At 60.0% G+C, this 25,238-nt stretch carries 24 protein-coding genes; 6 read left to right on the top strand and 18 right to left on the bottom strand.

What is annotated here, in order from left to right; genetic code table 11:
- Positions 1–1,904: Rib/alpha-like domain-containing protein (locus HMPREF3101_RS00195; RefSeq protein WP_210386138.1), on the bottom strand; the 1,904-nt coding region annotated here is incomplete at its 3' end.
- A 244-nt stretch (positions 1,905–2,148) separates the two neighbouring features.
- Between HMPREF3101_RS00195 and HMPREF3101_RS00190 the strand changes: the two genes are divergently transcribed.
- Positions 2,149–3,063, top strand: a complete 915-nt coding sequence (locus tag HMPREF3101_RS00190; RefSeq protein ID WP_070461849.1) for a hypothetical protein — start codon at positions 2,149–2,151, stop codon at positions 3,061–3,063.
- 161 nt (positions 3,064–3,224) lie between these two features.
- Here the strand turns inward: HMPREF3101_RS00190 and HMPREF3101_RS11605 are convergent, their stop codons facing one another.
- Both HMPREF3101_RS11605 and HMPREF3101_RS00185 read right to left on the bottom strand, forming a co-directional pair.
- Positions 3,225–3,788, bottom strand: a complete 564-nt coding sequence (locus HMPREF3101_RS11605; protein ID WP_083279998.1) for a DNA N-6-adenine-methyltransferase — start codon at positions 3,786–3,788, stop codon at positions 3,225–3,227.
- Positions 3,785–4,972: a hypothetical protein gene (locus HMPREF3101_RS00185; RefSeq protein WP_141737291.1), complete on the bottom strand. Its 1,188-nt coding sequence runs from the start codon at positions 4,970–4,972 to the stop codon at positions 3,785–3,787. The genes HMPREF3101_RS11605 and HMPREF3101_RS00185 overlap by 4 nt, the downstream gene beginning before the upstream one ends.
- Positions 4,973–5,306: 334 nt before the next feature.
- Between HMPREF3101_RS00185 and HMPREF3101_RS00180 the strand changes: the two genes are divergently transcribed.
- On the top strand, positions 5,307–5,801 hold the full coding sequence (locus HMPREF3101_RS00180; RefSeq protein ID WP_070461841.1) for a PRC-barrel domain-containing protein: 495 nt from the start codon (positions 5,307–5,309) through the stop codon (positions 5,799–5,801).
- Here HMPREF3101_RS00180 and HMPREF3101_RS00175 read toward each other — a convergent pair.
- The 10 genes from HMPREF3101_RS00175 to clpB all read right to left on the bottom strand — a co-directional run bounded on the left by HMPREF3101_RS00175 (position 5,779) and on the right by clpB (position 16,797).
- Positions 5,779–6,981, bottom strand: coding sequence for an FUSC family protein (locus HMPREF3101_RS00175; protein WP_070461839.1), 1,203 nt, complete (start codon positions 6,979–6,981; stop codon positions 5,779–5,781). The two genes, HMPREF3101_RS00180 and HMPREF3101_RS00175, sit on opposite strands and share 23 nt — an antisense overlap.
- A 59-nt stretch (positions 6,982–7,040) precedes the next feature.
- Positions 7,041–8,075, bottom strand: coding sequence for a class II fructose-bisphosphate aldolase (gene fbaA, locus HMPREF3101_RS00170; protein ID WP_070461837.1), 1,035 nt, complete (start codon positions 8,073–8,075; stop codon positions 7,041–7,043).
- Between the two features lie 51 nt (positions 8,076–8,126).
- Positions 8,127–9,323, bottom strand: a complete 1,197-nt coding sequence (locus tag HMPREF3101_RS00165) for a glycoside hydrolase family 76 protein (protein WP_070461835.1) — start codon at positions 9,321–9,323, stop codon at positions 8,127–8,129.
- Between the two features lie 270 nt (positions 9,324–9,593).
- Positions 9,594–10,262 (bottom strand): TrmH family RNA methyltransferase, encoded by a 669-nt coding sequence (locus HMPREF3101_RS00160; RefSeq protein WP_083279997.1) that lies wholly within the window; start codon positions 10,260–10,262, stop codon positions 9,594–9,596.
- Positions 10,255–10,788: an orotate phosphoribosyltransferase gene (gene pyrE, locus HMPREF3101_RS00155; protein ID WP_070461833.1), complete on the bottom strand. Its 534-nt coding sequence runs from the start codon at positions 10,786–10,788 to the stop codon at positions 10,255–10,257. Before pyrE ends, HMPREF3101_RS00160 begins: the two co-directional genes overlap by 8 nt.
- Complete coding sequence (locus tag HMPREF3101_RS00150) at positions 10,781–11,692, bottom strand: type III secretion system chaperone family protein (RefSeq protein WP_070461831.1); 912 nt, start codon at positions 11,690–11,692, stop codon at positions 10,781–10,783. Before HMPREF3101_RS00150 ends, pyrE begins: the two co-directional genes overlap by 8 nt.
- Positions 11,692–12,540: a sulfurtransferase gene (locus tag HMPREF3101_RS00145; RefSeq protein WP_070461829.1), complete on the bottom strand. Its 849-nt coding sequence runs from the start codon at positions 12,538–12,540 to the stop codon at positions 11,692–11,694. Before HMPREF3101_RS00145 ends, HMPREF3101_RS00150 begins: the two co-directional genes overlap by 1 nt.
- Positions 12,541–12,586: 46 nt before the next feature.
- Positions 12,587–13,000, bottom strand: a complete 414-nt coding sequence (locus tag HMPREF3101_RS00140) for a DUF4265 domain-containing protein (RefSeq protein ID WP_070461827.1) — start codon at positions 12,998–13,000, stop codon at positions 12,587–12,589.
- 74 nt (positions 13,001–13,074) lie between these two features.
- Positions 13,075–14,106 (bottom strand): alcohol dehydrogenase AdhP, encoded by a 1,032-nt coding sequence (gene adhP / locus HMPREF3101_RS00135; RefSeq protein ID WP_070461825.1) that lies wholly within the window; start codon positions 14,104–14,106, stop codon positions 13,075–13,077.
- Positions 14,107–14,250: 144 nt separating this feature from the next.
- Positions 14,251–16,797, bottom strand: a complete 2,547-nt coding sequence (gene clpB / locus HMPREF3101_RS00130) for an ATP-dependent chaperone ClpB (RefSeq protein WP_070461823.1) — start codon at positions 16,795–16,797, stop codon at positions 14,251–14,253.
- A gap of 404 nt (positions 16,798–17,201) precedes the next feature.
- On the opposite strand from clpB, the gene HMPREF3101_RS00125 reads away from it, so the two are divergent.
- The gene (locus HMPREF3101_RS00125) at positions 17,202–17,666 is read left to right on the top strand and encodes a helix-turn-helix transcriptional regulator (RefSeq protein ID WP_070461821.1); all 465 of its coding nucleotides are present in this window, start codon (positions 17,202–17,204) and stop codon (positions 17,664–17,666) included.
- A complete protein-coding gene (locus HMPREF3101_RS00120) occupies positions 17,663–18,682 on the top strand; it encodes a ferredoxin reductase domain-containing protein (RefSeq protein WP_070461819.1) in 1,020 nt (339 codons plus the stop codon). Before HMPREF3101_RS00125 ends, HMPREF3101_RS00120 begins: the two co-directional genes overlap by 4 nt.
- On the opposite strand, the gene HMPREF3101_RS00115 is transcribed toward HMPREF3101_RS00120, so the two are convergent.
- A complete protein-coding gene (locus tag HMPREF3101_RS00115) occupies positions 18,657–19,487 on the bottom strand; it encodes a carbon-nitrogen hydrolase family protein (RefSeq protein WP_070461817.1) in 831 nt (276 codons plus the stop codon). The genes HMPREF3101_RS00120 and HMPREF3101_RS00115 overlap by 26 nt on opposite strands.
- 80 nt (positions 19,488–19,567) lie before the next feature.
- Between HMPREF3101_RS00115 and HMPREF3101_RS00110 the strand changes: the two genes are divergently transcribed.
- Both HMPREF3101_RS00110 and HMPREF3101_RS00105 read left to right on the top strand, forming a co-directional pair.
- Positions 19,568–19,834, top strand: a complete 267-nt coding sequence (locus HMPREF3101_RS00110; RefSeq protein WP_141737290.1) for a hypothetical protein — start codon at positions 19,568–19,570, stop codon at positions 19,832–19,834.
- Positions 19,827–20,972, top strand: a complete 1,146-nt coding sequence (locus tag HMPREF3101_RS00105; RefSeq protein ID WP_070461813.1) for an alpha/beta hydrolase — start codon at positions 19,827–19,829, stop codon at positions 20,970–20,972. Before HMPREF3101_RS00110 ends, HMPREF3101_RS00105 begins: the two co-directional genes overlap by 8 nt.
- Here HMPREF3101_RS00105 and HMPREF3101_RS00100 read toward each other — a convergent pair.
- From HMPREF3101_RS00100 to dnaK, 4 genes are all read right to left on the bottom strand, one after another.
- Entirely contained in the window at positions 20,969–21,340 is a 372-nt protein-coding gene (locus HMPREF3101_RS00100; RefSeq protein WP_070461811.1) for a heat shock protein transcriptional repressor HspR, read from the bottom strand. The genes HMPREF3101_RS00105 and HMPREF3101_RS00100 overlap by 4 nt on opposite strands.
- 13 nt (positions 21,341–21,353) lie before the next feature.
- Entirely contained in the window at positions 21,354–22,553 is a 1,200-nt protein-coding gene (gene dnaJ, locus HMPREF3101_RS00095) for a molecular chaperone DnaJ (protein ID WP_070461809.1), read from the bottom strand.
- A 108-nt stretch (positions 22,554–22,661) separates the two neighbouring features.
- The gene (gene grpE / locus HMPREF3101_RS00090; RefSeq protein WP_070461807.1) at positions 22,662–23,327 is read right to left on the bottom strand and encodes a nucleotide exchange factor GrpE; all 666 of its coding nucleotides are present in this window, start codon (positions 23,325–23,327) and stop codon (positions 22,662–22,664) included.
- A gap of 19 nt (positions 23,328–23,346) precedes the next feature.
- Positions 23,347–25,197, bottom strand: a complete 1,851-nt coding sequence (dnaK, locus tag HMPREF3101_RS00085) for a molecular chaperone DnaK (RefSeq protein ID WP_070461805.1) — start codon at positions 25,195–25,197, stop codon at positions 23,347–23,349.
- Positions 25,198–25,238 lie beyond the last annotated feature (41 nt).

The following is a 25,238-nucleotide window of genomic DNA, read 5'->3' as shown; positions in this document are numbered from 1 at the left end:
CCCTGAATCTTCTCCGTCACGTCCTCAGGTGCGGTGAATTTCGTGCCCTTAGGAAGTTCCTTGCCGCCCTTATCCTTCGGAGCGTCAATAGTAGCCTCTTCACCCTGCTTGACACGAGTCTCCTCGTATGCTGGGTCAAACTCAGCGTTCTGCATCGAAGCAACGATGAAGGAGTCTGCGGCAATGTCGTTATGGCGTGGTCGACCCTGCTCATCAAAGCCCGGCGTGCCGTTGACCAAGTATGCAGTGTAGATCGTGCCAGCCTTTGCATCCTTCGGCACCTCGAACGTGCGGCAATCGCCCATGTCACCATTGACAATCAGGCAGTCAATGTCTTTAAGGTTTTCACCCTTAGCGCCACCCTTGAGAACCTTGCCCTGCGGGTCGCGCCACTCGATCCAGCTGTTCAGCGGCGGCAGCTTACCCGTCAACTCAAGCTCAGCAACATCGCCCGGGGAGGCCGGCTTATCAGTGGTGTTGAAGTTGATGATGCGCAGGTTCACGTCGTAGCCCGGCAGCAACGCAAACGCCACAGACTTCAGGTTACGACCCTTCGTCTCCGGGGAGTTAACTACCGGCGCATTGATCGGGTTGCGACCCGGATCGCGCGGACGCATGGTTACGAATGCACGCGGGCTGTGGAACTGTGGCACCATCCACGGCGAGTAGCTGGTAACAATGTCACCATTCGAGTCGATGACGCCCATCCAAATGTCACGGAAATCCTTGAAACCGGCGTCCGTGGTACGCAGACCATCAGGGATAGCACCCGAAGGCAGCTGGATGGTGAACTGGCCGTTTTCGTTCGTCTTGGAGTAACGAGTGAAGGCAATGGCATCCGGGTTTTCCTTCAGGAACTTCACTGCCGCTGCAGTGCGCTGCTCCTCCGGCAGCGAGTTCACTGCCGCGTCATACTTCTGGTAGCCCTCCGGGGTCATCTTGGAAAAGACCACGGTAGCACCCTCGTGCAGTCGGTCACCCGACTTACGAGTGAAGTTAGGGCCGGTGGACATATTGCCAGTGCGGTCGAAGCGCGTACCAGTCTCATTCCAGACGGTACCGCTGACCGTGTCCTTGTAGTCGCGTTCGCGGCGGATGCCGGTAAGGACGACGTGTTCATTCCCCTTGGTAATGGTGCCGTCTTCCCACTCGTCGCGCGGACGAGTCATCAGCTCAACGTTGGGCACCTGAGCCATAAGGACACGCAAGAACTGCTTGTTCTTGTCCAGGTAGTGAGTCGAGCCATTACCCTCGGAGTGGTTACCCACGAATGCGCCCGGGAAGAACGGATCTGCCTGGCGCAGCATGTTGTATTTCACACCGTCGCGCTCATAGGCCGGAATCCAGAGGCGGAAGCTCTTACCTTTCTCAGCGGACCACTGGTGCTGCGTGCCGTTCGTGTCCACCCACGGCTGGCGCATATCGAAGGCGAAGGTACCCTCGCCGCCCTGTGCGCCGCGGAATGCGTTGTGGATCTTGGCAGCGTAGTAGGGCGATACCGAACCGTCGGTATCAATCCACTGCATGTAGATGGTCGTGCCGGCAGGCACAGCTGGCAGACCGGTGCCGGTGATCAGGCCCACATTGTTGATTTCCCATGCGCGACCAGAAAGAACGTAATCCTTCAGGTGCATGTTGGAAACCGAGCTGACGTAGCCATTGGCGACACCGTCTGCCCAGATCACCGGGTTGCCATGGGAGTCAATCTTGGGCTGGTCTTCCAAGGAAGGTGCCGCAGGTGCGTTCTCGCCCCCCTGCGCCGGCGCGTCGCCGGCTTCCTGCGCGTGAGCGGCCGGAAGGAGCGGTGAAGAAACCGGCTGTACTGCCGGCGCAATGAGCGCGGCAGTGACCGCTGCCGCTGCAATTGAGATCCCGCGATTGCGGATCGTTGTTCTCGCAGTCATGTATGTCCTTTCAAAGGGCTTGTATCGCCATTTCGTACCACTTCACCTTTGCCAATGCGCTGGTATCCGCGGCGCAGACTTCACGGAAGCTTTCAGAAAAACCAAACAACTTAAAGAATCCGTGAGTTGCCTGATAAAAGAATAAAGTCCGGCCAGCTTTTATGCAACCTCTGCCTACGATTCACTCATAACCTTGCAATGTCTAGATTTCTCCGCTTTTCGATCGTTGAGTACTATGCGCCACATGCACCTCATCCACTGCAACTGCGGAGGGTCGGCGCCCATTGTCGGCTCTGAGCACATACTTCTCCCCCCAATCCCATCACGTAAGGACTTACAGGCGGTGGACGCCGCAGCTAAAATCTGCTTGCCGGAAGACCCCACACCGTCCTTGGCAGAGATCCAGGCCTCCCCAGATGTCGGACACATGGGTGCCCCCGCATTTTCCCCCCAAAGCCCCGAAACGCCCCTGCGTGTGATCGTTTCCGGCTCGGATGCGGCCCTCGCAGCAGTGCTTACTAGGATGATGCGCGGTGATTACCTGTGGGCGGAGATCGCATACGTTCCAGATGATCCCACCTCCGCAGCAGCTGTGTGCTGGAACGTACCCACATCACGCGACGCTGCCGTCGCTCTGGCTCTCGAAGGCTCCGTTACACCCGCAGCCTGCATCCGCACCGATACCGGCGACGTCCTCGCCGGGGCAGCAGAAATTTACCATGCTGACGGCCGTGAGGAGTTCGTCGGCGAGGTTGTCGTTGATTCAAAAAGGTTGATATACCGCACAGGAGAAGATCCTTCGGCCAGCTTCTCTGGACAATTTGGCGCACGGCTGGTTCCCACCATGGATCAACCCGGCATAGCCTGCAGCGCGTTCATCACCCCGGTGTCACCCCCAGCCGGGCACTCACGCCCTGCAACGCTGAGCCCTGAGCAACTTGAATGGTTCGCATCCACACCGGGTCTGCGCTGGCTTACCCGCGGCAAGCACGCTACCCCAGCCGTGCTAGACCACACACGTATCCTCCAGGGCCGAGCCGTGCAGGCCGGCGGCAGCGACATCACGGTGAAGTTAGACGGCGTGGAAAAGCCTCGCACCGTCAACCGGGTAACCTTTTACCGGCATCTGCGCGACATACAGGCAGTGCGCCAACCCTAGACACGAGCCGTGCGCGCGAGCTGTGAGCTGTATACGCAAGCTGTACGCGAACCCCACATAGCCAGGCCTGTCAGGCAAGCACCATGGCATCAACGTCCGTGTTGCCACCACAATGCTGCCCCTGGTGTTGGTCTTCGCTACCTCGTCCCTCGCAAGCGATCTCAGAGCAGGCGTAACGGTTCTGCAGGTAGTACCGCCTGCTCTAGGGGGATGACCGTGCCGTGGTCGCGGAATGCGTCGGCAAATTTTCGCCAATCGCTACCGTAATAAATGACCGCACACGACATGGGAGCTCCTTTAGGGTCCTCTTCACCCTTGATATAGAAGCGAAGTCGCGGTACCGAAAGGAAGCAGATCGCTGAGGCTTCTGGGTAGACATACGTCTTCCAGTGATGAGTATTGGTTGCTACAGGAACTAGGGCAATTACCTCTGAACCAGCATGAGCTGCTCTTACCATGCGTTCAAACCAATGAATAATCCGTGTACCTCTTGCTGGATCGGATCCGTACGGAGGATTGACATAGATGGTTTTTGCGTCCCACGGCTCACGCAAACCATCGTGTTCAGGCAAAAGATACGAGCGCTCAGCGTCAACGAGCGACCACTTGTTGGAGCAAGGATCTAGACCTATATGGCCATCGAATACTTCTTTTACCGATTTGATGATGCTTGGAGGCGTACACCAATCCTTTGTCTGTGAGATTGCCTGTCTTCCTGCTGTCACTGCTCGGCCTCCTGCTCATGTAGCACTTTTAGTGTGTGCAAGTCCTTCTTAAGCTCAGCTAGTGCAACGTAACGCCCAGCCTTCTCTAGCATGTTCAAACTGTCGTCCGCTTCTGCTTCTCTGGCAGTTGCTACATCGCTGGGTGCAGGAGCGATGACGTTAAACCATCTATCCCATGGTTGTTCTCGGGCAAAGTACTCTGTCAGTTCTCGGTCGGCCTCAGCCTCTATCTGCACCTTCGTAAACACCGTTGGTTCCCCTTTAGCCCGCCCCACATTCGCACGAAACGCTGCTCTGGTTGCTTTGAGTTCGTCCTGGTCACCATTTAGAACGTCTTCAATAAATTCTGCCAAGCCATCATCAGTAAAGAAAAGCAGCCAATCATATGACTGAGCCAAGACTCGCATCTCCTTGTTCTTTGTCTCGGCAGTAAACCAGTTCCCGTGGTTACTTACTACACCGATAGTCAGCACAATATTGGCCAAAGCATTGACATCCCCTTGATCAATAGCATTCCGGAGGAAATCATAGTAGCTCTCGTAGTGTTGCAGCTTCCCTTTTTGATCCTTTACTACAGCTGCCACAGACCCATCGCTTCGGGGCACTCGCTGCAGACCCGATACGGTTCTAGCTACGTATGCCCCCTGTTTGGCTTTCTCGATCGTTTGCGGGCCTTTCTTCATCCCTTGCTCGACACCGACGCGTTTACATTCGACCATTGCATACGGCTTCGTCTTGAGTCGAGTGATCTCCATATCCGCGGAGTCGCCCACCATGTGAGCAACCCAGAAGCCACCTTCCGCTTCAGCAAAAACAGTTGCATGCCGCAAAACATTGCCTTTTAACAGAGCAGCGTTACCACGCTTTTGCCCGACTTGGAGCCCTGCTGAGCGTGCTGCCGCCAAGATTTGTGTAGGCGTCAGCGTTTTCGTTCTGTCAATAATAGGCACGGACGTAGTCACTGAAGCAGGGTGGAGCGAGAACTCAACATTGTGCGTGATCTCTGCATTTCCGTACTCGGGCAAACCGCGCTCAATAGCAAGACTGGTTTCCAATCCCCAATCTCGAATCATGTAGAACGTCACCAACTCGACCAATGTCCCCAAGGCTCGACCTGCGGCCTTTTTGGGTGAAACACTTTGGTGGAAGATTTCTTCTGCCAGCAGATTCTGAAGCGCATCCACTGACTGGTACCTAGCCATATTTCCTCCATAGCCTGTAAACACTGATACGCACCCAGTGTAAAAATACCCTGGTGGTCCCACATGCGACAGTATTCAATTGAAGGGTCGCGAGGATAACCTAGATTCAACCGCGAACGCTGCTGCGCCCATTGTTGGCAATGATCGCTGACGCCGCCTCAATCATTGTCGTCTGTTGCCGCATCAGTGCTCCACAGCCTCGGCGCGACATTTCGTTGCGTTGGTGACTACGTTTGAACCACAGGCGCCGATAATATGTGCAGGCAACATACGTAGACAAGACTTTGACACACTCACAAACCTAAGGAGCACCCCAATGACTACGCATCCCGACCTCGAGCGAATTGAAGAACTTGCCAAGGCCACGGTCTTTGACGTCAACGGCGAGAAGGTGGGCAGCGTAAAGGACGTCTACATCAATGACACCACCGCTCAACCGGATTTCATCTCCATCAACCATGGACTCTTCGGCGCAGGCCACAGTCTTGTCCCGCTGTGCGGGCACTCGCTGCGCGACGGAGAGCTGCACCTCACCTTTGAAAAAGAGCGCATTGAAGACGCACCCGATTTAGACGACAACGGCCACCTGACTACTGAAGACCAAGACGCTCTCTACCACTACTACGGCCTCGATGACGCCGACGCCGAGAACACCGAAACCCAGGACACTGAACCAGAGCCGGTACCAGAGCAGGCCCCCGAACCGATCCGCCTGCGCAAATACGTGGTCACCGAAACCGAAACCATCGAAGTACCCGTTGGACAAGATCATGCAGAGCTAGGTAAGACTAATCCTCCAGATCACCAATAGGATCAACATCGAAATGCTCCGGCTGATACTTCGGTGTTGAAGATGTCGGGGCCAACGCCGCCAGCGCCGACTCCCTGGACATGCCGCAAATCTCCAGCATGTCCACCGTCAACGAACGTGTCTGTGCCAACGCGGCGTAGGTGGACAACACCGGCCCCCCTGGGGCCTCCAGCGCCACCTCCATGCCCGAAGCCTGCGCCACCGCACGCAACTCATTGACTAACTGCGGAATCACCACAGCCTGAGCCCGACGGGAATTGACGTCATAGACCTCAGAGATCTCAAGCGCCACCTTCGCCAGCGTGTCTATCAACACAATCTGTGTCTCCGAAACCCGATCACCGTCCTCACACAACACCCGGGCACGACGCGCCAACACACGCGCGGAACGCACCGCGTTATCCACCGGCGGAATCACGCGCCCCATGGACTGGATATAGCGGCGGGAACCCCACAAAAACGGCGACAAGCGCGTGGACTCCGCACCGGATTGCACGGCGGCAGCCATCGCATCAATCCGCGTCTGCGAACCCCGGATCGCTTTTAGCGCGGTGTTGATTTCTTCGGGGTTGAGGTTGGCAAGTCCCGACGCAACGTCGTCAAGCACACTGCTCAAAAGGCTCATAACCTGTGCAATTTCAGCCCTTGCTGAAGCCATAGGTGCTTGCGGAATCAACGACAACACCCCGAGCGCGACCAAACAGCCAACACACGCATCCACAGTGCGGTCAAAGCCAGTCACCGCCGCACCCGGCGGCATGATCGTAGCGATCAAAATCGAGCCAATAGCCACCTGGTTGACCAACATCTGCGACTTCGAGAAAAACGACGCGATCAACAGCGCACCAGAAACAATCACCGCGATCTGCCACGGGCCATCCCCCAGCCGGTAAAACAACAAATCCCCCACCAACACACCCAGCAGGCAACCAATGGTGATGTCCACCGCCTTTGTCAGCCTGTCACCCGTGCTGATCCCAATGATCAACACCGTGGTAATCGGCGCGAAAAACGGACGCTGGTGGCCAAAGAGATCCTGCGCAATCCAATACGCAAGGCCAGCGGCAAGACCTGTCTGCAAAATCGGCAACAGCCGTTTACGCACACGCTTTATACGCGCCTGGAAAGACTCATCAACCGCACGCAGACGGTCGCGAGTGTTCATTCGTTGTTGAGCCATAACAGATACAAATACTAATGGCGCCGGGCACAACCCGACGCCACGTTGAAAAAGAGCAGCTACTTAGCCACGCTCTTGCCAACCGAGTGCAGATCCTGGCACGCCTCAATCACACGCTCAGACATGGACTGCTCCGCCTTCTTCAGGTAGGAACGCGGGTCATACATCTTCTTGTTGCCCACCTCACCGTCAATCTTGAGCACACCGTCATAGTTCTGGAACATGTGGGTGACAATCGGGCGGGTAAACGCGTACTGCGTGTCCGTATCCACGTTCATCTTCACCACACCGTAACGCAGGGACTCCTCGATCTTCTCCTTCTCAGAGCCGGAGCCACCGTGGAAGACAAAGTCAAACGGGTTGGAACCAGCAGCCAAGCCGAGCTTTTGCTCCGCAACCTTCTGGCCCATGTCCAGCACCTCCGGACGCAGCTTCACGTTGCCCGGCTTGTACACGCCGTGCACGTTGCCAAACGTAGCGGCAAGCAGGTAACGGCCGTTTTCGCCGGTACCCAGCGCGTCAATAGTCTTAGCAAAGTCCTCTTCCGTGGTGTACAGGTTCGCGCCGGCCTTCGCCTCAACGCCGTCCTCCTCACCACCAACAACGCCGATCTCCACCTCAAGGATGATGTTGGCCGCACGCGACTTCGCCAGCAGCTCCTGCGCTACCTCAAGGTTGTGATCAATCGGCACCGCGGAACCATCCCACATGTGGGACTGGAACAGCGGCAGCTCACCACGGTCCACGCGCTCCTGGGAGATAGCCAGCAGCGGGCGCACGTACTCATCCAGCACCTCAAGCTGGCAGTGATCCGTGTGCAACGCAATGTTAACGTCATAGTGCTTGGCCACTTCGTGTGCGAACGCCGCCAGCGCCTGCGCGCCAGCCACCTTGTTCTTCACGCCCAGGCCAGAGCCGAACTCAGCACCGCCGATGGAGAACTGAATGATGCCGTCCGACTCAGCTTCGGCAAAGCCCTTGATAGCTGCGTTGATGGTCTCAGAAGAGGTGCAGTTAATTGCCGGGAATGCGTAGCCGCCTTTCTTGGCGGCATCAAGCATCTGGTTGTACACCTCAGGGGTTGCGATAGGCATGCGGAAATCCCTTCCTGTCGGGGCAAATAATACCCCTCCAGTATGCCCCGTCTACGGCCTGTTTGCAGCCACCGCCGCCGCAGCCTCCAGCAGCAGCCAGCCGGACAACTGGACTGACAGGTCGCGTTCATCGATCCGAACCAGCCCCACAGCTTCACTTATCGACGCCGGCCCCAACCCATAGTTATGCGGCAACCTCGCATCCTCCGTCCACTCCGCCGGGAAAATCGGCAGACCATCGACCTCTAGACGGTGCTGCCACAGACTTTCCGCCGACGCTAGGACTAGGCGGGCCGCCACCTTTTTGGTAGCGATGTTCTCCCGCGAATCTTCTGGAAGCCTGAGCGCAATGTCTGCGAGGTAGCGCGCAAGAATACCCTTGAACAGTCCGCCGTCGCCCTCCCCGGACTCGGCGGCTGGGCTGATGATCACGCCCTGCGGTGTTGCCATATTGAGCGCAATGGCCTGCACAATCGCACGGATATGCGTGATGTAGAACACGGACGCGTCGGCGCGTTCGGAGAACTCAAACGAGTCGATCGGCTCATCTTCTGCAAGACCAATGTCTTCGCGCAGCGCCAGCGCAATCTCCAACGAGGCGCCGAGGACCGTGCCCTGGTTGTAGGTGTAGAGCTTCTGGTTCACCTCGGGGCCGTGCATGCGCATCCGGATGCCATCATAGAGCAGGCCCGACTCCGCGACCAGGTTGTCAAAGATCCAGTCCGTGATCTGCCGCGCCTTGTCTACACGGCCCGTCCTTGCAAACAGCATCGCCGCCGTGGCGTTCGACGCAATGTTGTAATACGTCTCCTCCGCCTTCAACGGCAACACACCCGTAATCGGATCAATGGCCTCAAGCAGGTCAAACTCCAACGCATCAAGGGTGCGTGTGCGTTTAAACCCGTCGAGGGCAAGCGCCCGGTTCCACGCGAGCGCCAACCACGCCTTGTCATCATTGTGCGGATTATCCGTCGGCTTGCCCTTGGTCCTGCGCTGAATCCCGCGCAAGGTGTACGCCAGCAGCTTGCGCCTGGACTTAGTCGGCCGCCGCAGCGCCGCGTCCACCTGGCAATCCACATACTGTGCCTGCCACCAGAAATGCCAGTGCCAAAACAGTTTGTCCTTCGCCCCAGGTGGCCACGTCACCATAGCCAAGTTCGTTTTGGGGATACCCCAAAGACGAGCGGCGTGACGCTCATTGATGGCAGATGCTGCCAGGTCAGCGCGATGCGACCAGGTTTCCGGCACGTTGGCTCCCTCGGCGACGCTATTGCTAAAAACTGTGCTCTCTATATTGCCACCAATATTGCCACGCGACGCCTCATTGTTACCCCTCCCCCGTTGGGTGTGGTGGAGTGGATACCCCTTTGGCGGATCCTCGGTCGCCGGCTGACAAATCTGACAACGCGGTTTACGTTTCCCCAGTTCATGCTCCGATTAGCTAGGGGAAATTGTTAAATTTGTCAGAGCCATGCTTCTGGCGGAGCCAGGGCAAGGCCAAGGTCAGAGGACCAAAAGCTACCAGGCCCGGGAAAGATCCGCGTGCTGGCGTATCCAGGTGTGCATGGCAATGCCAGCGGCCACGCCCGCGTTGATGGAGCGGGTGGAGCCGAACTGAGCAATGGAGCAGGTCATGGAGGCAGCGGCCTGGGCGTCCGCAGTCACGCCGGGGCCTTCTTGGCCGAAGAGCAGCAGGCAGCGCTTCGGTAGCACGGCCGTTTCCAACGGCACCGAGCCCGGCGTGTTGTCGATGGCAACCACCGTGATGTCTTGGCTTTGAGCCCACGCGATCAAATCCGCCACGGTGGCGTGGTGACGGATGTGCTGGTAGCGATCCGTCACCATCGCCCCACGCCGATTCCAGCGCTTACGCCCAACAATGTGCACCTCACGCGCCAAAAACGCATTCGCGGTACGCACCACGGTGCCGATGTTCATGTCATTTTCAAAGTTCTCGATGGCTACATGAAAATCGTGACGCTTCGCATCCAAGTCGGCGACGATGGCGTCCATAGACCAGTACCGGTAAGCATCAACAACGTTGCGGGTGTCACCTTCGGCGAGGAACCTCGAGTCGTATTGCTCACCTTCCGGCCAAGCGCCCTCCCAAGGGCCGACGCCGTGGCGGCCTTCGTTCCACTCGGTGGGGCCTTTCACATTGGCGTTGTCAAGCGGAAGCTCAGGCAAGCCCCAAATCCTCCAGGCCAAGGATGTGGCGATAATCCACGCCGGCGTCTGCAATGATCTGGGCGGCGCCGGTCGCGCGGTCAACCACAGTGGCCACGGCAACAACCTCGGCCCCCTCGGCGCGGCAGGCCTCAACGGCGGTCAGCGGGGAATTGCCGGTAGTGGTGGTGTCTTCCACAACCAGGACGCGCTTGCCAGCAATCGACGGGCCCTCAATACGACGCTGCATGCCGTGCTTCTTCGCCTCCTTGCGCACCACAAACGCGTCAATAGGCCGGCCGGGCGCGTGCATGACGGCGGTGGCAACCGGATCGGCACCGAGCGTCAGGCCGCCGACAGCGTCGAAATCCAGGTCCGCGGTCAGCTCACGCAGCAGCGTGCCAATTAGCGGGCTGGCCTCATGGTGCAGCGTGGCACGGCGCAGGTCAACGTAGTAATCCGCCTGCCTGCCGCTGCTCAGCGTCACCTTGCCGTGCACCACGGCTAGCTCCTTGACCAGCTCGGCCAGGCGTTCTTTGTTACTCATGTGTGTCCTCCTCAAAAATGGATGGCGGTTGTTGCATGCGCGGCGCACGCGTTAAATCCGTTACGTTCCCAGCGCGGGAGTCGCCGGCGATGGGCTCTACGTCATCCGCACCGACCTCGCGCGACCCCACCTCACCCTTCGTGGTGCCTGTGACCCTCGTGGGCAGCTCCACCTCGGGTTTTAAGAGCTTTTGCTTGTCCACGCCCACCGTAAACCCTCTCTCCGCCAACTCACGAGGGGAAGCGGGTGGGAGGGTTCGCGCAGCGTCTGCAAGCAATCCGAGCGGGGCGAAGGCGGCCTGCCAGTCGCTGGGCTTGGCGCCGTGGGCCAGCTGGGCGACAACCCAATCAGCCTCAAACCAGATCGCTTCCACGGCGGCTGGCATCTGCTCGAGCGCGGTGGAAATGCGCACGTCAATGAAACGTTGGATGGGGCCGGTGTCCGTGCCGAAGATGCGGAAGCCTTCAAGCTCGGCAACCAGGTGGAGGTCGGTGTCGTCGCAAGCTCCGACACCGGGATGGGCATTGTCGCAAGCTCCGACACCGGGATGGGCGTTGTCAACGCGGCGCATGTCCACCACCACATCGCTTACCTCACCCGTGGTCATAGCGATCACTGTGGTGGAGCCAAGGTCCGCAATATACGTGTCGTGACCGAACTGCACGCCACTAGCCACCTTCGTTGCTGCCGCACCTGCCGATGCGGCGCCGCGGCGCCACTCCCCCGTCAACGACTCATCAGTCTTGGCGTACGCGAACCCATTCGCCTTCGCCCACGCCTGGCGCGTCTCCGCAACATGTAGTGCCGGTAATGTCGGCAGTGCTGGCAGACTGGTCTCCGGACGCAGCAGCCACAAGCCCGCCGCAAACAGCACGACGGCCAGAAGAATTAATACGTAGGCCATTACACGTCTGCCGCCACCGGGTTTTCACGATTAGCGGCCCACTGGGACCAACCACCGATGTAATGCGTCAACGTAGGCAACCCGGCGTGCTCCAACGCAGCGAGCAGGAGTGCCGAGTGGTTACCCGAACCCGAATACGTAATAGCCTGAGCCGGATCCGTCGACTCTGTAATCCCAATCTCAGCGGCACGCTGGCAGATCTCGTCTGCGCTGCGCACCAAGATGTGATCCTCCTGCGAGTCAAACAGCTCCGACACCGGAAGATTCACCGCATGCGGAATGTGACCCGCACGCAGATCAAGGGCTTCGCGGCGGCCTTGGAAGCGGCGTTGCGATCGTGCGTCGATAAGCAGGCCAGTGAAATCCCTGACCTCCTCCATGCTGGCGGTGGGCAAACACCCTGGTTTGAGCTGCACCTCACGCGGCACAACCACCTGGCCGGGACCGGCGACCGTGGGCAACTGCTTGGCCTCCCAGCTGGCAAAACCGCCATCCACAATGTGCACATCCTGGATACCCGCCCAACGCAACACCCACCACGCGCGCGCCGCGAACAGGCCCGTGCCCTGGTCATAAATGTACGTCGGACGGCCCGCCTCGATCCCCCAGCTCTTCGCGGCCTTGCGCACAACATCAATGTGCGGCAACGGGTTCCTACCTGCTGCGCGACCCGGCATGCCCGCGAGCTGCGACGCCGGGTCACAAAACAACGCCGACGGCACATGCTCAGACTGGAACTTCGCCCAACCACGATTGACCTTCTGCTCCCATAATGCCGCAATCACGGTCTGCTTGTTGCCGGACTGAATACGATCGTTCAGCTCCTCTGCCGCCACAAAAACGCTCATGGTGGCTCATTCTAGGGCAAATCTGTGCCCGTGTTATGCCGTCGTGTCATGCCATGTAGCCCGGCGCTTGCTCGATGGCGCCCTCAGACTCCAATCCATCCAGCCACTCCATAATCCCCTCACGAGGACAATCCGCGCCTATAGACGCCGCGAGCATCCCACCCGGCCCCATCTCCACCCGGCAGCCGAACGCCAGCAACGTCTCGGCGAGCTGCAGCGGCGCCTCCGTCGCCGGCAGGATTCGCACCGTCGACGCACCGCCACGCACCACCACACGATCCACGTGGAACTGGCCACCAACTGTGACACACTCCACGATGTCCCCCAGCGCCAGCGAGGTATCCACAAACGGCACGCTGGCAACCACGAAATGGTTGCCAGAGAGCTGGTGGCCTGCGAGCAGCTCGTTTTCCACACCCGGGACGGCAACGCGGGTGGTGATAGTGGTGATCGGTTGCATGCACCGGATTGTAGCCGGTGCTGGGGTCTGGGCGTGGTGGGTTGGCGGTAAGCGCCCCCGGACAGAGCAAACGCCTAGTACTTGATGGACATTCGGCCGGCGATCTTGCCGTTTCGCATGTCTTCAAACACCTGGTTCACATCATCGAGTTCGCACGCCGTGACGTGGGGCTTCACCTCGCCGCGGGCGTAGAAGTCGAGCGCCTCCGCCATGTCCTGACGCGTGCCCACTAGGGAGCCGCGAATGGTAATGCCGCGCAGAACGATGTCGAAGATCGGTGCCGGGAACTCCCCCGGCGGCAGACCGTTGAAGACGATGGTGCCGTTGGAACGGCACATCGCAATGGCCTGTCCGAACGCGGCTGGGTGCACGGCCGTAACAAGCACGCCGTGGGCGCCGCCGTCCGTGAACTCCTGCACAGCCTCACCCGGGTCGGTGTTGGCGGCGTTGACGGTGAATTCGGCACCGAGCTCCTTGGCCAGTTCGAGTTTGTCGTCAGCGATGTCCACCGCAATCACACGCATGCCCATGGCCACGCCGTACTGCACTGCAAGGTGGCCGAGGCCACCGATACCGGAGATGACCATGAACTGTCCTGGCTTCGCTTGTGCTTCCTTCAGGCCCTTGTATACCGTGACGCCAGCGCAGAGGATCGGGGCGACCTCGACCGGGTCGGCGCCTTCGGGGATGCGTGGGGCGTATCGCGTATCTACGAGCATGTACTCACCAAAGGAACCATTCACCGTGTAGCCGCCGTATTCTGCCTTTTTGCAGTACGTTTCACGGCCGGTTCGACAGAACTCGCACTCGCCACATGCGGACCAGAGCCAAGCGTTGCCGACAATGTCACCAACCTTGACCGAGTGCTCACCCGGCCCCAACTCAATGATCTCGCCGACGCCCTCGTGGCCCGGCACGAACGGCGGAGTCGGTTTGACCGGCCAGTCACCTTCCACCGCGTGAAGGTCGGTGTGGCAGATACCGCTGGCAGAAAGTTTCACCAGTGCCTGGAACGGGCCAGGCTTAGGCAGGTCGATCTCTTTGACGTTGACGGTTGGGCCGAACTGTTCGGCAACTGCTGCTCGCATGGAAGTTGGAGCGGACATATGGTTCTCCTTTCCTGAAAGGGACGTTCCCCAGGAATGCTACAGTTCACATTCGGGTAAGTCGAGTGAACTGAAACACATTTTCATTAAGCCCCAGATGCCCTGGCCCCGGACCGGGCGGCGGCGGTGCCGCCGCTGCGGACCCTACGCCGTGATGTCCAGGTGGTCGGCGCCTTCGGCGACGTCTACGTGCACCGCATCACCATCGCGGATCTCGCCGGCAAGCAGCTTCTTCGCCAGCTGATCACCGATCGCCTGCTGGATCAGACGACGCAACGGACGAGCACCGTAGGCCGGGTCGTAGCCACGCTCCGCGAGCCAAGACTTGGCGGCGTCGGAGACCTGCAGCGTCAGACGTCGTGAAGCAAGACGCTCCGCGAGCGCCGCGAGCTGGATGTCCACAATGCCCACGAGCTGCTCCTGAGTCAGCGGGTCAAAGACCACCACATCATCAAGACGGTTGATGAACTCCGGTTTGAAGTGGTGCTTGACCGCGTCCATGATCTGCTCGCGAGTACCACCAGCGCCCAGGTTGGAGGTCAGGATCACCACCGTATTGCGGAAGTCCACGGTGCGGCCCTGGCCATCCGTCAGGCGGCCTTCGTCCAACACCTGGAGCAAGACATCGAAGACGTCGGGGTGGGCTTTCTCGACTTCATCGAAAAGCACGAGCGAGTACGGACGACGACGCACCGCCTCAGTGAGCTGACCACCAGCGTCATAACCCACATACCCCGGAGGGGCACCAACCAGGCGCGCAACGGAGTGCTTCTCCCCGTACTCGGACATGTCGATGCGGACCATAGCGGACTCATCATCAAAGAGGAACTCCGACAACGCCTTCGCCAACTCCGTCTTACCCACACCAGTAGGGCCGAGGAACAGGAACGAACCAATCGGACGGTTCGGATCCGCAACACCCGCGCGGGCACGACGCACCGCGTCAGAAACCGCAATGACCGCCTCACGCTGGCCAACCACGCGCTCGCCCAGCACGTCTTCCATCTGCAGCAGCTTCTCCGTCTCGCCTTGCATCATCTTGCCGGCCGGAATACCCGTCCAGCTCGACACCACATCCGCGATCGTGTCAGGCGTGACCTCCTCCTCCAGCATCGTCTTCGTGCCAGCCTCAGACTCAGCCTTGGCAACCTCCGCCTCCAACTCCGGGATGCGGCCGTAGCGCAGCTCAGACACCTTGGCGTAGTCTCCCTCGCGCTCCGCAATCTCAGACTCATTGCGCAAGCGCTCCAGCTCCTCCTTCGCGGACTGGACGCGGTTGACCTCGCCCTTCTCGTTCTCCCAACGTGCCTTCATCTCGCCCAAGACCTCACGCTGATCCGCCAACTCCTGGCGCAGCGCGACGAGGCGCTCCTTCGAGGCTGCGTCCGACTCCTTCGCCAGCGCAATTTCCTCAATTTCTAGACGACGCACCACACGCTCCAACTCATCAATCTCCTGCGGAGACGAATCAATCTGCATGCGCAGACGCGAACCAGCCTCATCAACCAAGTCAATCGCCTTATCCGGCAAGAAACGGTTAGTGATGTAGCGGTTGGAAAGCTCAGCGGCAGCCACCAGCGCGGAGTCCTGGATGCGCACGCCGTGGTGCACCTCGTAGCGCTCCTTTAGGCCACGCAGAATACCGATCGTGTCCTCCACGCTCGGCTCACCCACGTACACCTGCTGGAAACGACGCTCAAGCGCCGCGTCCTTCTCAATGTACTGGCGGTACTCATCCAACGTGGTCGCGCCAACCAGGCGTAGCTCACCGCGCGCCAGCATCGGCTTGATCATGTTGCCCGCGTCCATCGCGCCCTCACCGGAGGCGCCGGCGCCGACGATCGTGTGCAACTCATCAATAAACGTAATGATCTCGCCATCACTGGACTTGATCTCATCCAGCACTGCCTTCAGGCGCTCTTCGAACTCACCGCGGTACTTCGCGCCGGCCACCATGGAGCCCAAATCCAGGCTGATCAGCGTCTTGCCCTTCAGACTCTCCGGGACGTCACCGGCAACGATGCGTCGCGCCAGGCCCTCAACCACAGCGGTTTTGCCCACACCAGGCTCACCAATGAGCACCGGATTGTTCTTCGTACGACGGCTCAACACCTGCACCACACGACGAATCTCCGCGTCACGGCCAATAACCGGGTCGATCTTGCCCTCACGCGCACGCGCCGTTAAGTCCGTGGAGTACTTCTCCAACGCCTGGAACTGCTGCTCCGGGTCCTGAGAGGTCACTTTCTTGTGGCCGCGCACAGACGGAAAGGCGTTCTTTAACACCTCATACGTCGCGCCGCGCTTGCGCAGAAGCTCCGCAGCCTCGTCACTGCCCTTCGCAATTGCCGCCAAAAGCACCTCCGTAGAGACGTACTCATCGCCCAGCTCTCCAGCCAGCTCCTGCGCGGCGTTGAGCGCCGTCAGCGCCTCACGGTTAAAGTTCGGGTTCGCCATGTTGGCACCCTCGGCCTTGGGGTAGCCGTCTGTAATCACCGCCGCTTCCTTAGCGACGGTCCCCGGGTCCACCCCAGTCGCCTTCAACACAGGAGCGGCAATGCCGTCTTCCTGCTTCAAAATCGCCTCAAGCAGGTGCGCCGGACGAATATCCGGGTTTCCGGCAGCCGACGCCTTCTGCAGCGCCTGCTGGATCGCTTCCTGCGTTTTGGTGGTTGGGTTAAAAGCTCCCATGTCATACTCCTTTGATTGTTGCTAAGTTTTGTTGTGCACTTTGCCTTGCACTTTTTGCCTTGCACTAAGTACAACGCACGAAAGGTTGAGTATGTTCCACTCAACTTTGACCTGGGCCTTTTATGCCTGAGCTTTGGGGGTTTCTGAGATTTGGAGTACGGGGGGAGCTTTTTGGGATTGCGGCGAATATCTGCCAAACCGGGGATAGTCGCATTGGCTGGCAGCTGGTTCACAGTTTCGGGCCTATTGCGGCAGATATCCCCGGTTTGGCAACATGCTGCCGCAATTGAAAAAAGCCCCCCACCACCCCAGCTTCACAGCCTTACAGCCTTACAGCCTCACAGCTTTAAAAGCGCCAAGCGAGTGCAGCGAAACTACAACACAACAACGGAGGGGATCCATCAATGACCACCAACCAGAAGAAACGTGTCGAGACCGCCGCGCGCGGGCTGACCATTCTCCGCCTCATGCAGTGGGGACGCCAATACACTGCGCGCGAACTCGCCGAAGCCCTTGGCGTGAGCGAACGCACAGTGCGCGAGTACATCGCGCAGCTGCGTCGGGACGGCTACAACATCCACTCTGCACCCGGCGTCGAAGGGCTCTACGAAATCCGCTCAGGCGATTTCATTCCCGCGCTTTTCTTCAACGAAAAGGAGTTTGACCTGATTCTCAAAGGGCTCCGCGCACTGCCGTACCTGCTTGGGAACAATCACCCCGACGTCGCCGAACCCATGTCCCTCTACAGGCAGATCGTCCGCCAACTGCCGTACGGCACGGACTATCGCGTCTCCGAGGAGATCCGCGACTTTGAGTGGAACATGCAAAAGATGGCGGCGAAGGCGACTGCGTATGATCGACGGTCATGAAGGACCCAGCGAACGTGCGCGCAGCATGGTTTCAACGTTTCATTGACGCCTACCCGCAAGGTGCTTCCCTTTTGCCCCGGGATGCAACCGAGATGCCGCAGATCGCGCTTGATGCTGTGGATTACGTCCTGGAACACGCCAACACCCCACAGCTGCCAGAGGACGTTCAGCAGCGCCTGGAAACGTGGGCGCTGGATCTGCGCCGGACGGGGTTTCCCGCTTCAGAGTTTGGGATGATTGCAGGGCTGTACGGGGATGCGGTCAAGCTGGAAGAGCCTCGACGCAGGGTGCTCGCAGCGGCTGCGGAGGTGATGCGCAGAGCAAGCGTGGCGGCTGATTTGGACGGCATTGCGCCAGCGCACGTGGCGCAGGTGACGGATGTGACGCAGACGTCGGGGGTGACTATCTTGCGTCTGGAGGCCGGATCGAAGATTGATTACCAGCCGGGCCAGGTGCTGCCCGTTATGCTGGCTGGGCAGCAGGGGAAGTGGTATCACTGGGCACCTGCAATGCCGGCCAATAGTTTCGGGCAGTTGGAGTTTCACGCGGTGCTGGATTCGGATCCGGGCGATTACGCAACCGTGGGCGCACCTCACGGCGAGCCGATGAAGGTGGGCGAGCGCGATCTTCTGCTTGTAGCCGTAGGCACCGGCTTGGCCGCGGCGAAGGCACTCGTGTTCGACCTGCTAGAACGTGAAGAAAAGCCGAACGTGCACCTGATCATCACACCGGGGTCGGAGGGCTTCTATGACTTGGCAACGTTCAGCGCCATGGCCAAGGCACAGCCTTGGCTAACGGTGACGTGTTGTTGTGAGGACCCAGAAGTAGACACCGCCGACCTTACGTGTGTGCGCGTGCCGCTGCACATGCTGGTTCAGGGTCCGGGCACGTGGTGGGGCAAAGATGTGGTGCTCAGCGGATCTGAAGCCGACATCACGCCGCTTGCGGAATTGCTTGCAGAGCTTCAACCGCAGGTCATCGCGTACGACGCTAGCACATCTCCGTTTGCTCAGTAATAGTCAGAAGCGGAAGCGCGCGGTGGGCGTTGTCGACTTCGTCGAAGTCAATGTCCACGATCAGCGTCTCCGGGGCGTAGCCGGCCTCCGCGATGCGACGCCCAACGGGGTTGACCACGCACGAATGGCCCGCACCGGTCGGGCCGGAGGGTTCGCCAGCCTTGGCTTCCCAATCGGGACGCGCTTGGCCGGCTGCCGCGATGAACACACCGGCATCCAGCGCGCGGGCGGCGGTCAGCGTGCGCCACTGCTCAATCTTGTCCTTGCCATCGGCCCAGCTCGTGGGCACAACAATCAGCTTCGCGCCGCGTGCCGCCAGCGCCTTGAACTGCTCCGGGAAACGAATGTCAAAGCAGATGGCCACACCCACCGTCACGTCTTCGTGCTCGAACGTGACTAGCTCGCTGCCAGTTTTCACGGTGTCGGATTCGCGGTAATTGAAGGCGTCGTAGGCGTGAATCTTGTCGTAGCCCTTGTGTATATTTTCGCCCGTTATGAGTGCCGTGTTGCGCACGCGGTTGAGGGTTTTTTCGCCGACCTTATTGACATCACCAGGCCGAAACATCCCCGCCACAACAGTCACCCCAAGGCGCGTGGCAAGCTCCCGCATGGCGGTGGCGAACTCCCCGTCCAGCTCCTCCGCCTGAGTATCCAATCTCCCCTGGTCAAAGGCCTGTGACGAGGCTTCCGGCAGCACGATGAGGGTGGCGCCGGACGCGGCTGCGTCTTCAATCAGCGGGCGCAATTTCTCAATGTTTTTAGCCTTGTTGGCTCCCGTGACCGTTTGCAATAAGGCGATTTTCATGTGGATAACTCTAGGCAAGTTATCCACAGTTTCGCCACGCCTCATTGCCCCACCCCACCACCGCCTGCCACACTGCCGGCATGAATTTTCTTAGCTTGACCGAATCAACCGCACGCATCGCCCTCCAGTTCATCCCCGAGCGCGTCCCAATCCCCACAGCCACCCTTGACCCCTCCCTTACAGCCACCGCCCTCTCGCAGCTCCAGGCCAAAGAGCTTTTGCTTCACGACGCCACGTTTAACTCCCTCACCACCCACCTAAAATCCATCACCACCTTTGCTAGAAGCATTCTGGACGCCGATGCCGCGTGGGCTGTCCGACTCAGCAGGAGGGCTGGCCGTGACTAACCTCGCCTATACCCCAAGCCTGTTGCCCACCCAGCTGCACGGTGTTGCTACCGCGTGGAGGCTTGCCGCCGTGGCGTTCTCGGCTCGCGCCGCCACCGTTCACCGCACCATTGACGCGCTACACAGCAGCGGCTTTGACGGGCCTGCGCCGCAGCTAGCCTACAAACGTTTAGCGTCCTACGCCGCTGCTTACGAAGCCGCCGCCGCACGTGCGAAGCGCGTCGCCGAAGTGATGACGATAGCCGCCCAGCAGCAGGACCTCATCGACCAAGCCGCCGCCGACGCTATCCACGAGCGCACGATTGTGATGCTGAATCTGCTGTCTAAACGCCTGGACATGGCAGTTGCGAAGCACCTCGACCCAACCGTTGCTGATCAGATGGAGCGGTTGGTGGATGCGGCTGGCGTGGACATAGATACGCTGCATGCCCAACACATGGCCACCCTGCCGGCCGCAACCCAACTGGCCATCGAGCGCGCCGGTGGGACCGTGTTGGAGGCCGGGCCCGGGGCGAGCACCGTGATAGTTGGTGATGCCGTAGACCCGGCGCGCATTATCACCATGGTTGCGGGAGTCTCCAGCGGGAACCCCCGCGACCTGCCTGCTGAGCTGGCGAAAGCGCAACGCATCGCGGAGACCACCGGCGCGTCCGTAGTCGTGTGGCAAGGCTACGACCCGCCTCAAGACCTGGCCGAAGGCTTCTCCGGGTTGCCGGCCACGCGCGGGGCGGCGGACCTGTCCATGTTCCAACTGGCGCTTGAAGAGCGCTGGCCGGATGCCACCAAATCTGTCGTCGCCCACTCCTACGGCACGCTGGTGGCCAGCCGCGCTGCCTACGAACACGGACTGCTTGCGGATGACCTGTGGTTATTGGGCAGCCCCGGTGTTGATGGGCGCTCCGTGAAGGACCTGACCCTACGCAGCCCAGGTTCTTCGGTGTTTGTTGCGGACGCTTCCAATGATGCGATCCTCGCCCTGCGCAACGACGCCTTCAGCCTCCACGGCTCCACCTCCCCCAGCGACCCCAGCTACGGCGCCACCATCATCGACGGCATCCGCGGCAGCCACAGCGACTACTTCCACGACCAGGTGTTCCTCGACGCGCTGGCTGGGGTTGGGGTTGGGGCTGGGACTTAGCGTCCACGGCGGCGTCGTGAAGCAAAAGGCTCCCACGCCACGATCGCCGTGGAGCGCGGCACGTGGACGAGCTCACCGCGGGAACGCCTGGAGGCGGAACGCTCCTGCTCAAGCTCCGCCTGCAGGGACTCGATCTGCTCAGTAAGCTCAATGATCGTCTTGATCCCGGCCAGGTTCACGCCTTCTTCCTGGGAGAGGTACTGCACGCGCTGCAGCAGGGCGATGTCGCGCGTTGAGTACCTGCGCCCACCACCGGAGGTGCGCTGCGGCGTGACCAAACCCAAGCGGTCATAGGTACGCAGGGTCTGGGCGTGCATGCCGGTCAGTTCTGCGGCGACGGAAATTGCGTAGAACTGCTCCTTTGCCATGTGTCTTCACCTCCTAAACCGCCCCGGCCCACCCGGCGCGTGGGTCAAAGCCGGAGTCTTTCTCAGCCTGGGCGTAGGTGCGAAGTGCACTCATGGCACCCGCATCCAGGTCGCCGGAGCGGGGCACTGCCACTTCCACTGTGACCAGCAGGTCGCCGGCGCCGGATTTCCGAGCCACACCGCGGTCCTTCACACGCAGCGTCCTACCGTTTGGTGTGCCGGCGGGAATCTTGACGCGCACTGGTTTATCCAGCGTCGGTACCGCCACGGTTCCGCCTAGCGCGAGTTCCGTAAAGGACACCGGCACAGTGACCTCCAGGTCGTCGCCGTTGCGGCTAAACACCTTGTCCGGGCGGACGTGCACGGTGACAAACAGGTCGCCGGAGGGTTTGCCGTTCGGGCCGGCCTCGCCTTGGCCGGCAAGGCGTACCTTCTGGCCGTCCTCAACACCTGCGGGGATGCGCACGGTAATCGAACGGGTGCGGCGTACAGTCCCGGTGCCGTTGCACGTAGTGCACGGATCCTCGATTGTCTCGCCGGTGCCGTTGCAGTTCGCACACGGTCGGGCCATGCCGAACGCGCCGGAGTTTTCCCGCACGTAGCCGGAGCCGTTGCACACGCCGCAGGTGTGTGTTTTGCCGGTTTTGGAGCCGGAGCCGTGGCAGGTGGTGCACGGTGCGTCGCCTGTCAGCTCAACCGGGAAGGTTGTGCCTTTGGCTGCCTCGCGGAAATCAATGGTTATTTCCGTTTCAACGTCGGCCCCCCGCGACGGCCGAGCGCCCCTGCCAGCACCGCCGCCGCGGTTAAAGAAGCCACCGAGGATATCACCAAGGCCGCCGTCTCCAGCTTGTCCACCAGCCCCGCCGAAGATGTCTCCGAAGTCGAATTCTGCGCCGTCGAAGTTGGACGTCGACGTCGTGCGAAACCCGTCCGGGAATCCGGAACCACCTCCAAACCGGCCGAAGCCGCCTGAGCCAACCATTGATTTGAACTGGTCGTACTCTTTGCGTTTGGTTTCATCACCAACCACGTCGTATGCCTCGGCGACTCGCTTGAATTTCTCCTCAGCCGCCTTGTTGCCCGGGTTGGAATCTGGGTGGTTCTCGCGTGCTAGTTTGCGGTATGCCTTCTTAATATCGGCGGCCGACGCGCTGGAGCTCACGCCCAAGTCTCCGTAGTAATCCTTGTTTGCCCATTCCTGTTGCATTGCCATAGCCCTCCTCCTTTCTTTCCTATTTCCTGTTTTAAAAAAAGCCGGGGCAAGCGTTCGCCGCTCGCTCCCGGCTTTGGGGCCATCATGCTTATCGACGTCCTACGCCACCTACTCCGACGCCTCCGCCGGATCAGCCGCCTCCGCCGGATCAGCTGGTGCAGCCGGGTCGCCGATGATCACCATCGCGTTGCGTACAAGGGTGCCGCCGAGCGTGTAGCCCTTGCGCAGTACCGAAGCAATAACCTTCTCATCGCCTTCGGAGAGGTCTTGAACAGCCTCGTGTACTTCCGGGTCAAACGCTTCGCCTTCAGCGCCGAACGGCTTCAGGCTCTGGCCTTCAAGCGTGCTACGCAGCTTGTCACCAAATGCCCTAAGCGGGCCTTCAGCCATGTCGCCGTGCTGCTCTGCCAAGTCCAAGTCGTCCAGGATCGGCAGCATCTTCTCGGCGAACTTCGCCTTGGTCAGCTCCGCGATCTGGGTGCGCTCACGCTCCGTGCGACGACGGTAGTTCGCGTACTCCGCGCTCACTCGCTGCAGGGACTCGGTGCGCTCAGCCAGCTGGAGCTCAACGTCGCTCACCGTGCCGTCGCCGTCAGCGTCGGGATCAACCGGGTCGACGTTTACCTCAGCGTCAGCGTCTGCACCTGCAGCGTCAGCGAGTTCCGCTTCAAACGCTTCGGCTTCGGCCTGGTCCGGGGACACGAACTGCTCGTCCGTGTTCTCCGGCGCACCCGGGTCATCCGGCATCTGCGGATTCACGTTGGGTTCAGTCATAGCTTCTCGCGTCCTTTACTTACTTGTTGTCCTCAGCAGTCGGTGCGTCTGCGTCGTCCTCAACAACCTCAGCGTCAACCACGTTGTCATCAGCGTTGGCGCCAGCCTCACCGGCGGTTGCGCCGGCGTTTGCCTCAGCCTCGTAGAGTGCCTTGCCCAGCTCCTGGGACTCAGTGTTGAGCTTCTCCACCGCGGACTTGATGGCATCCAGGTCGTCGCCCTTCAGTGCCTCATCCACAGCGTCTGCAGCCTCAGCCACGCGGGTACGGATGTCTTCCGGCAGCTTGTCGGTGTTCTCATCCATGAACTTGCGGGTCTGGTAAGCAGCGGTCTCCGCGTTGTTGCGGGTCTCCTGCTCTTCACGACGCTTCTTGTCCTCATCAGCGTGCGTCTCCGCATCCTTGATCATGCGGTCGATCTCCTCCTGGGACAGGCCAGAGCCGTCCTGGATCTTGATCGTGTTTTCCTTGCCGGTGGCCTTGTCCTTAGCGGACACGGACACGATGCCGTTGGCGTCGATGTCAAAGGTGACCTCGATCTGCGGTACGCCACGCGGGGCCGGAGCGATACCCGCCAGCTCGAAGGAGCCGAGCAGCTTGTTGGCGGCAGCCATCTCACGCTCACCCTGGAAGACCTGGATCTGCACACTCGGCTGGTTGTCCTCAGCCGTGGTGAAGGTCTCAGAACGCTTCGTCGGGATGGTGGTGTTGCGCTCGATCAGCTTGGTCATCACACCGCCCTTGGTTTCGATACCCAGGGACAGCGGGGTGACGTCGAGAAGCAGCACGTCCTTAACGTCGCCACGAAGCACACCAGCCTGCAGAGCAGCACCCAGAGCCACAACCTCATCCGGGTTAACGGACTTGTTCGGCTCCTTGCCAGTCATCTCCTTGACCAGGTCGGTCACTGCCGGCATACGGGTGGAGCCACCAACCAGCACAACGTGGTCGATGTCGGAGAGGGACAGGCCTGCGTCCTTAATCACCTGGTTGAACGGTGCCTTCGTGCGATCCAGCAGGTCAGAGGTGATCTTCTGGAACTCCGTACGGGTCAGCGTCTCATCCAGGAACAGCGGGTTCTTCTCAGCGTCAACCGTGATGTACGGCAGGTTGATGGATGCCTGCTGTGCAGACGACAGCTCAATCTTGGCCTTCTCCGCAGCCTCACGCAGACGCTGCATAGCCATCTTGTCCTTGGACAGGTCCACGCCGTTCTGGGACTTGAACTTGTCTACCAGCCACTCAACGACGCGGTTATCCCAGTCGTCACCACCCAGCTCGTTGTCACCAGCGGTTGCGAGCACCTCAACAACACCGTCGCCAATCTCCAGCAGGGAGACGTCAAAGGTACCGCCACCCAGGTCGAACACCAGAATGGTCTGCTCGCTGTCAGCCTTCTCAAGGCCGTAAGCCAGTGCAGCAGCGGTCGGCTCGTTCACAATACGCAGCACGTTCAGGCCTGCGATCTGACCAGCCTCCTTGGTGGCCTGACGCTGAGCGTCCTCGAAGTAAGCCGGGACGGTAATGACCGCATCAGTAACCTCTTCGCCCAGGTAAGCCTCGGCGTCCCTCTTCAGCTTCTGCAGCGTACGAGCGGAAATCTCCTGTGGGGTGTACTTCTTGCCGTCAATGTCTACCGTCCAGTCTTCGCCCATGTGGCGCTTTACGGAGCGGATGGTGCGGTCAACGTTGGTCACCGCCTGGTTCTTTGCGGACTGGCCAACCAGCACCTCGCCGTTCTTCGCAAAAGCAACGACCGACGGGGTCGTGCGGGAACCTTCCGCGTTTGCAATAACTACCGGCTCGCCGCCCTCAAGGACAGAGACAACCGAGTTCGTCGTACCAAGGTCAATACCTACTGCACGTGCCATGAAACTTTTCCTCCTGTGTATGTGGGTTTGTTAGTAAGTTG

This window comes from Corynebacterium sp. HMSC29G08 (assembly GCF_001806875.1).
GTDB lineage: Bacteria > Actinomycetota > Actinomycetes > Mycobacteriales > Mycobacteriaceae > Corynebacterium.
Note: the sequence above shows the minus strand (reverse complement) of the source record. Positions and strands in the feature narration are given on the sequence as shown.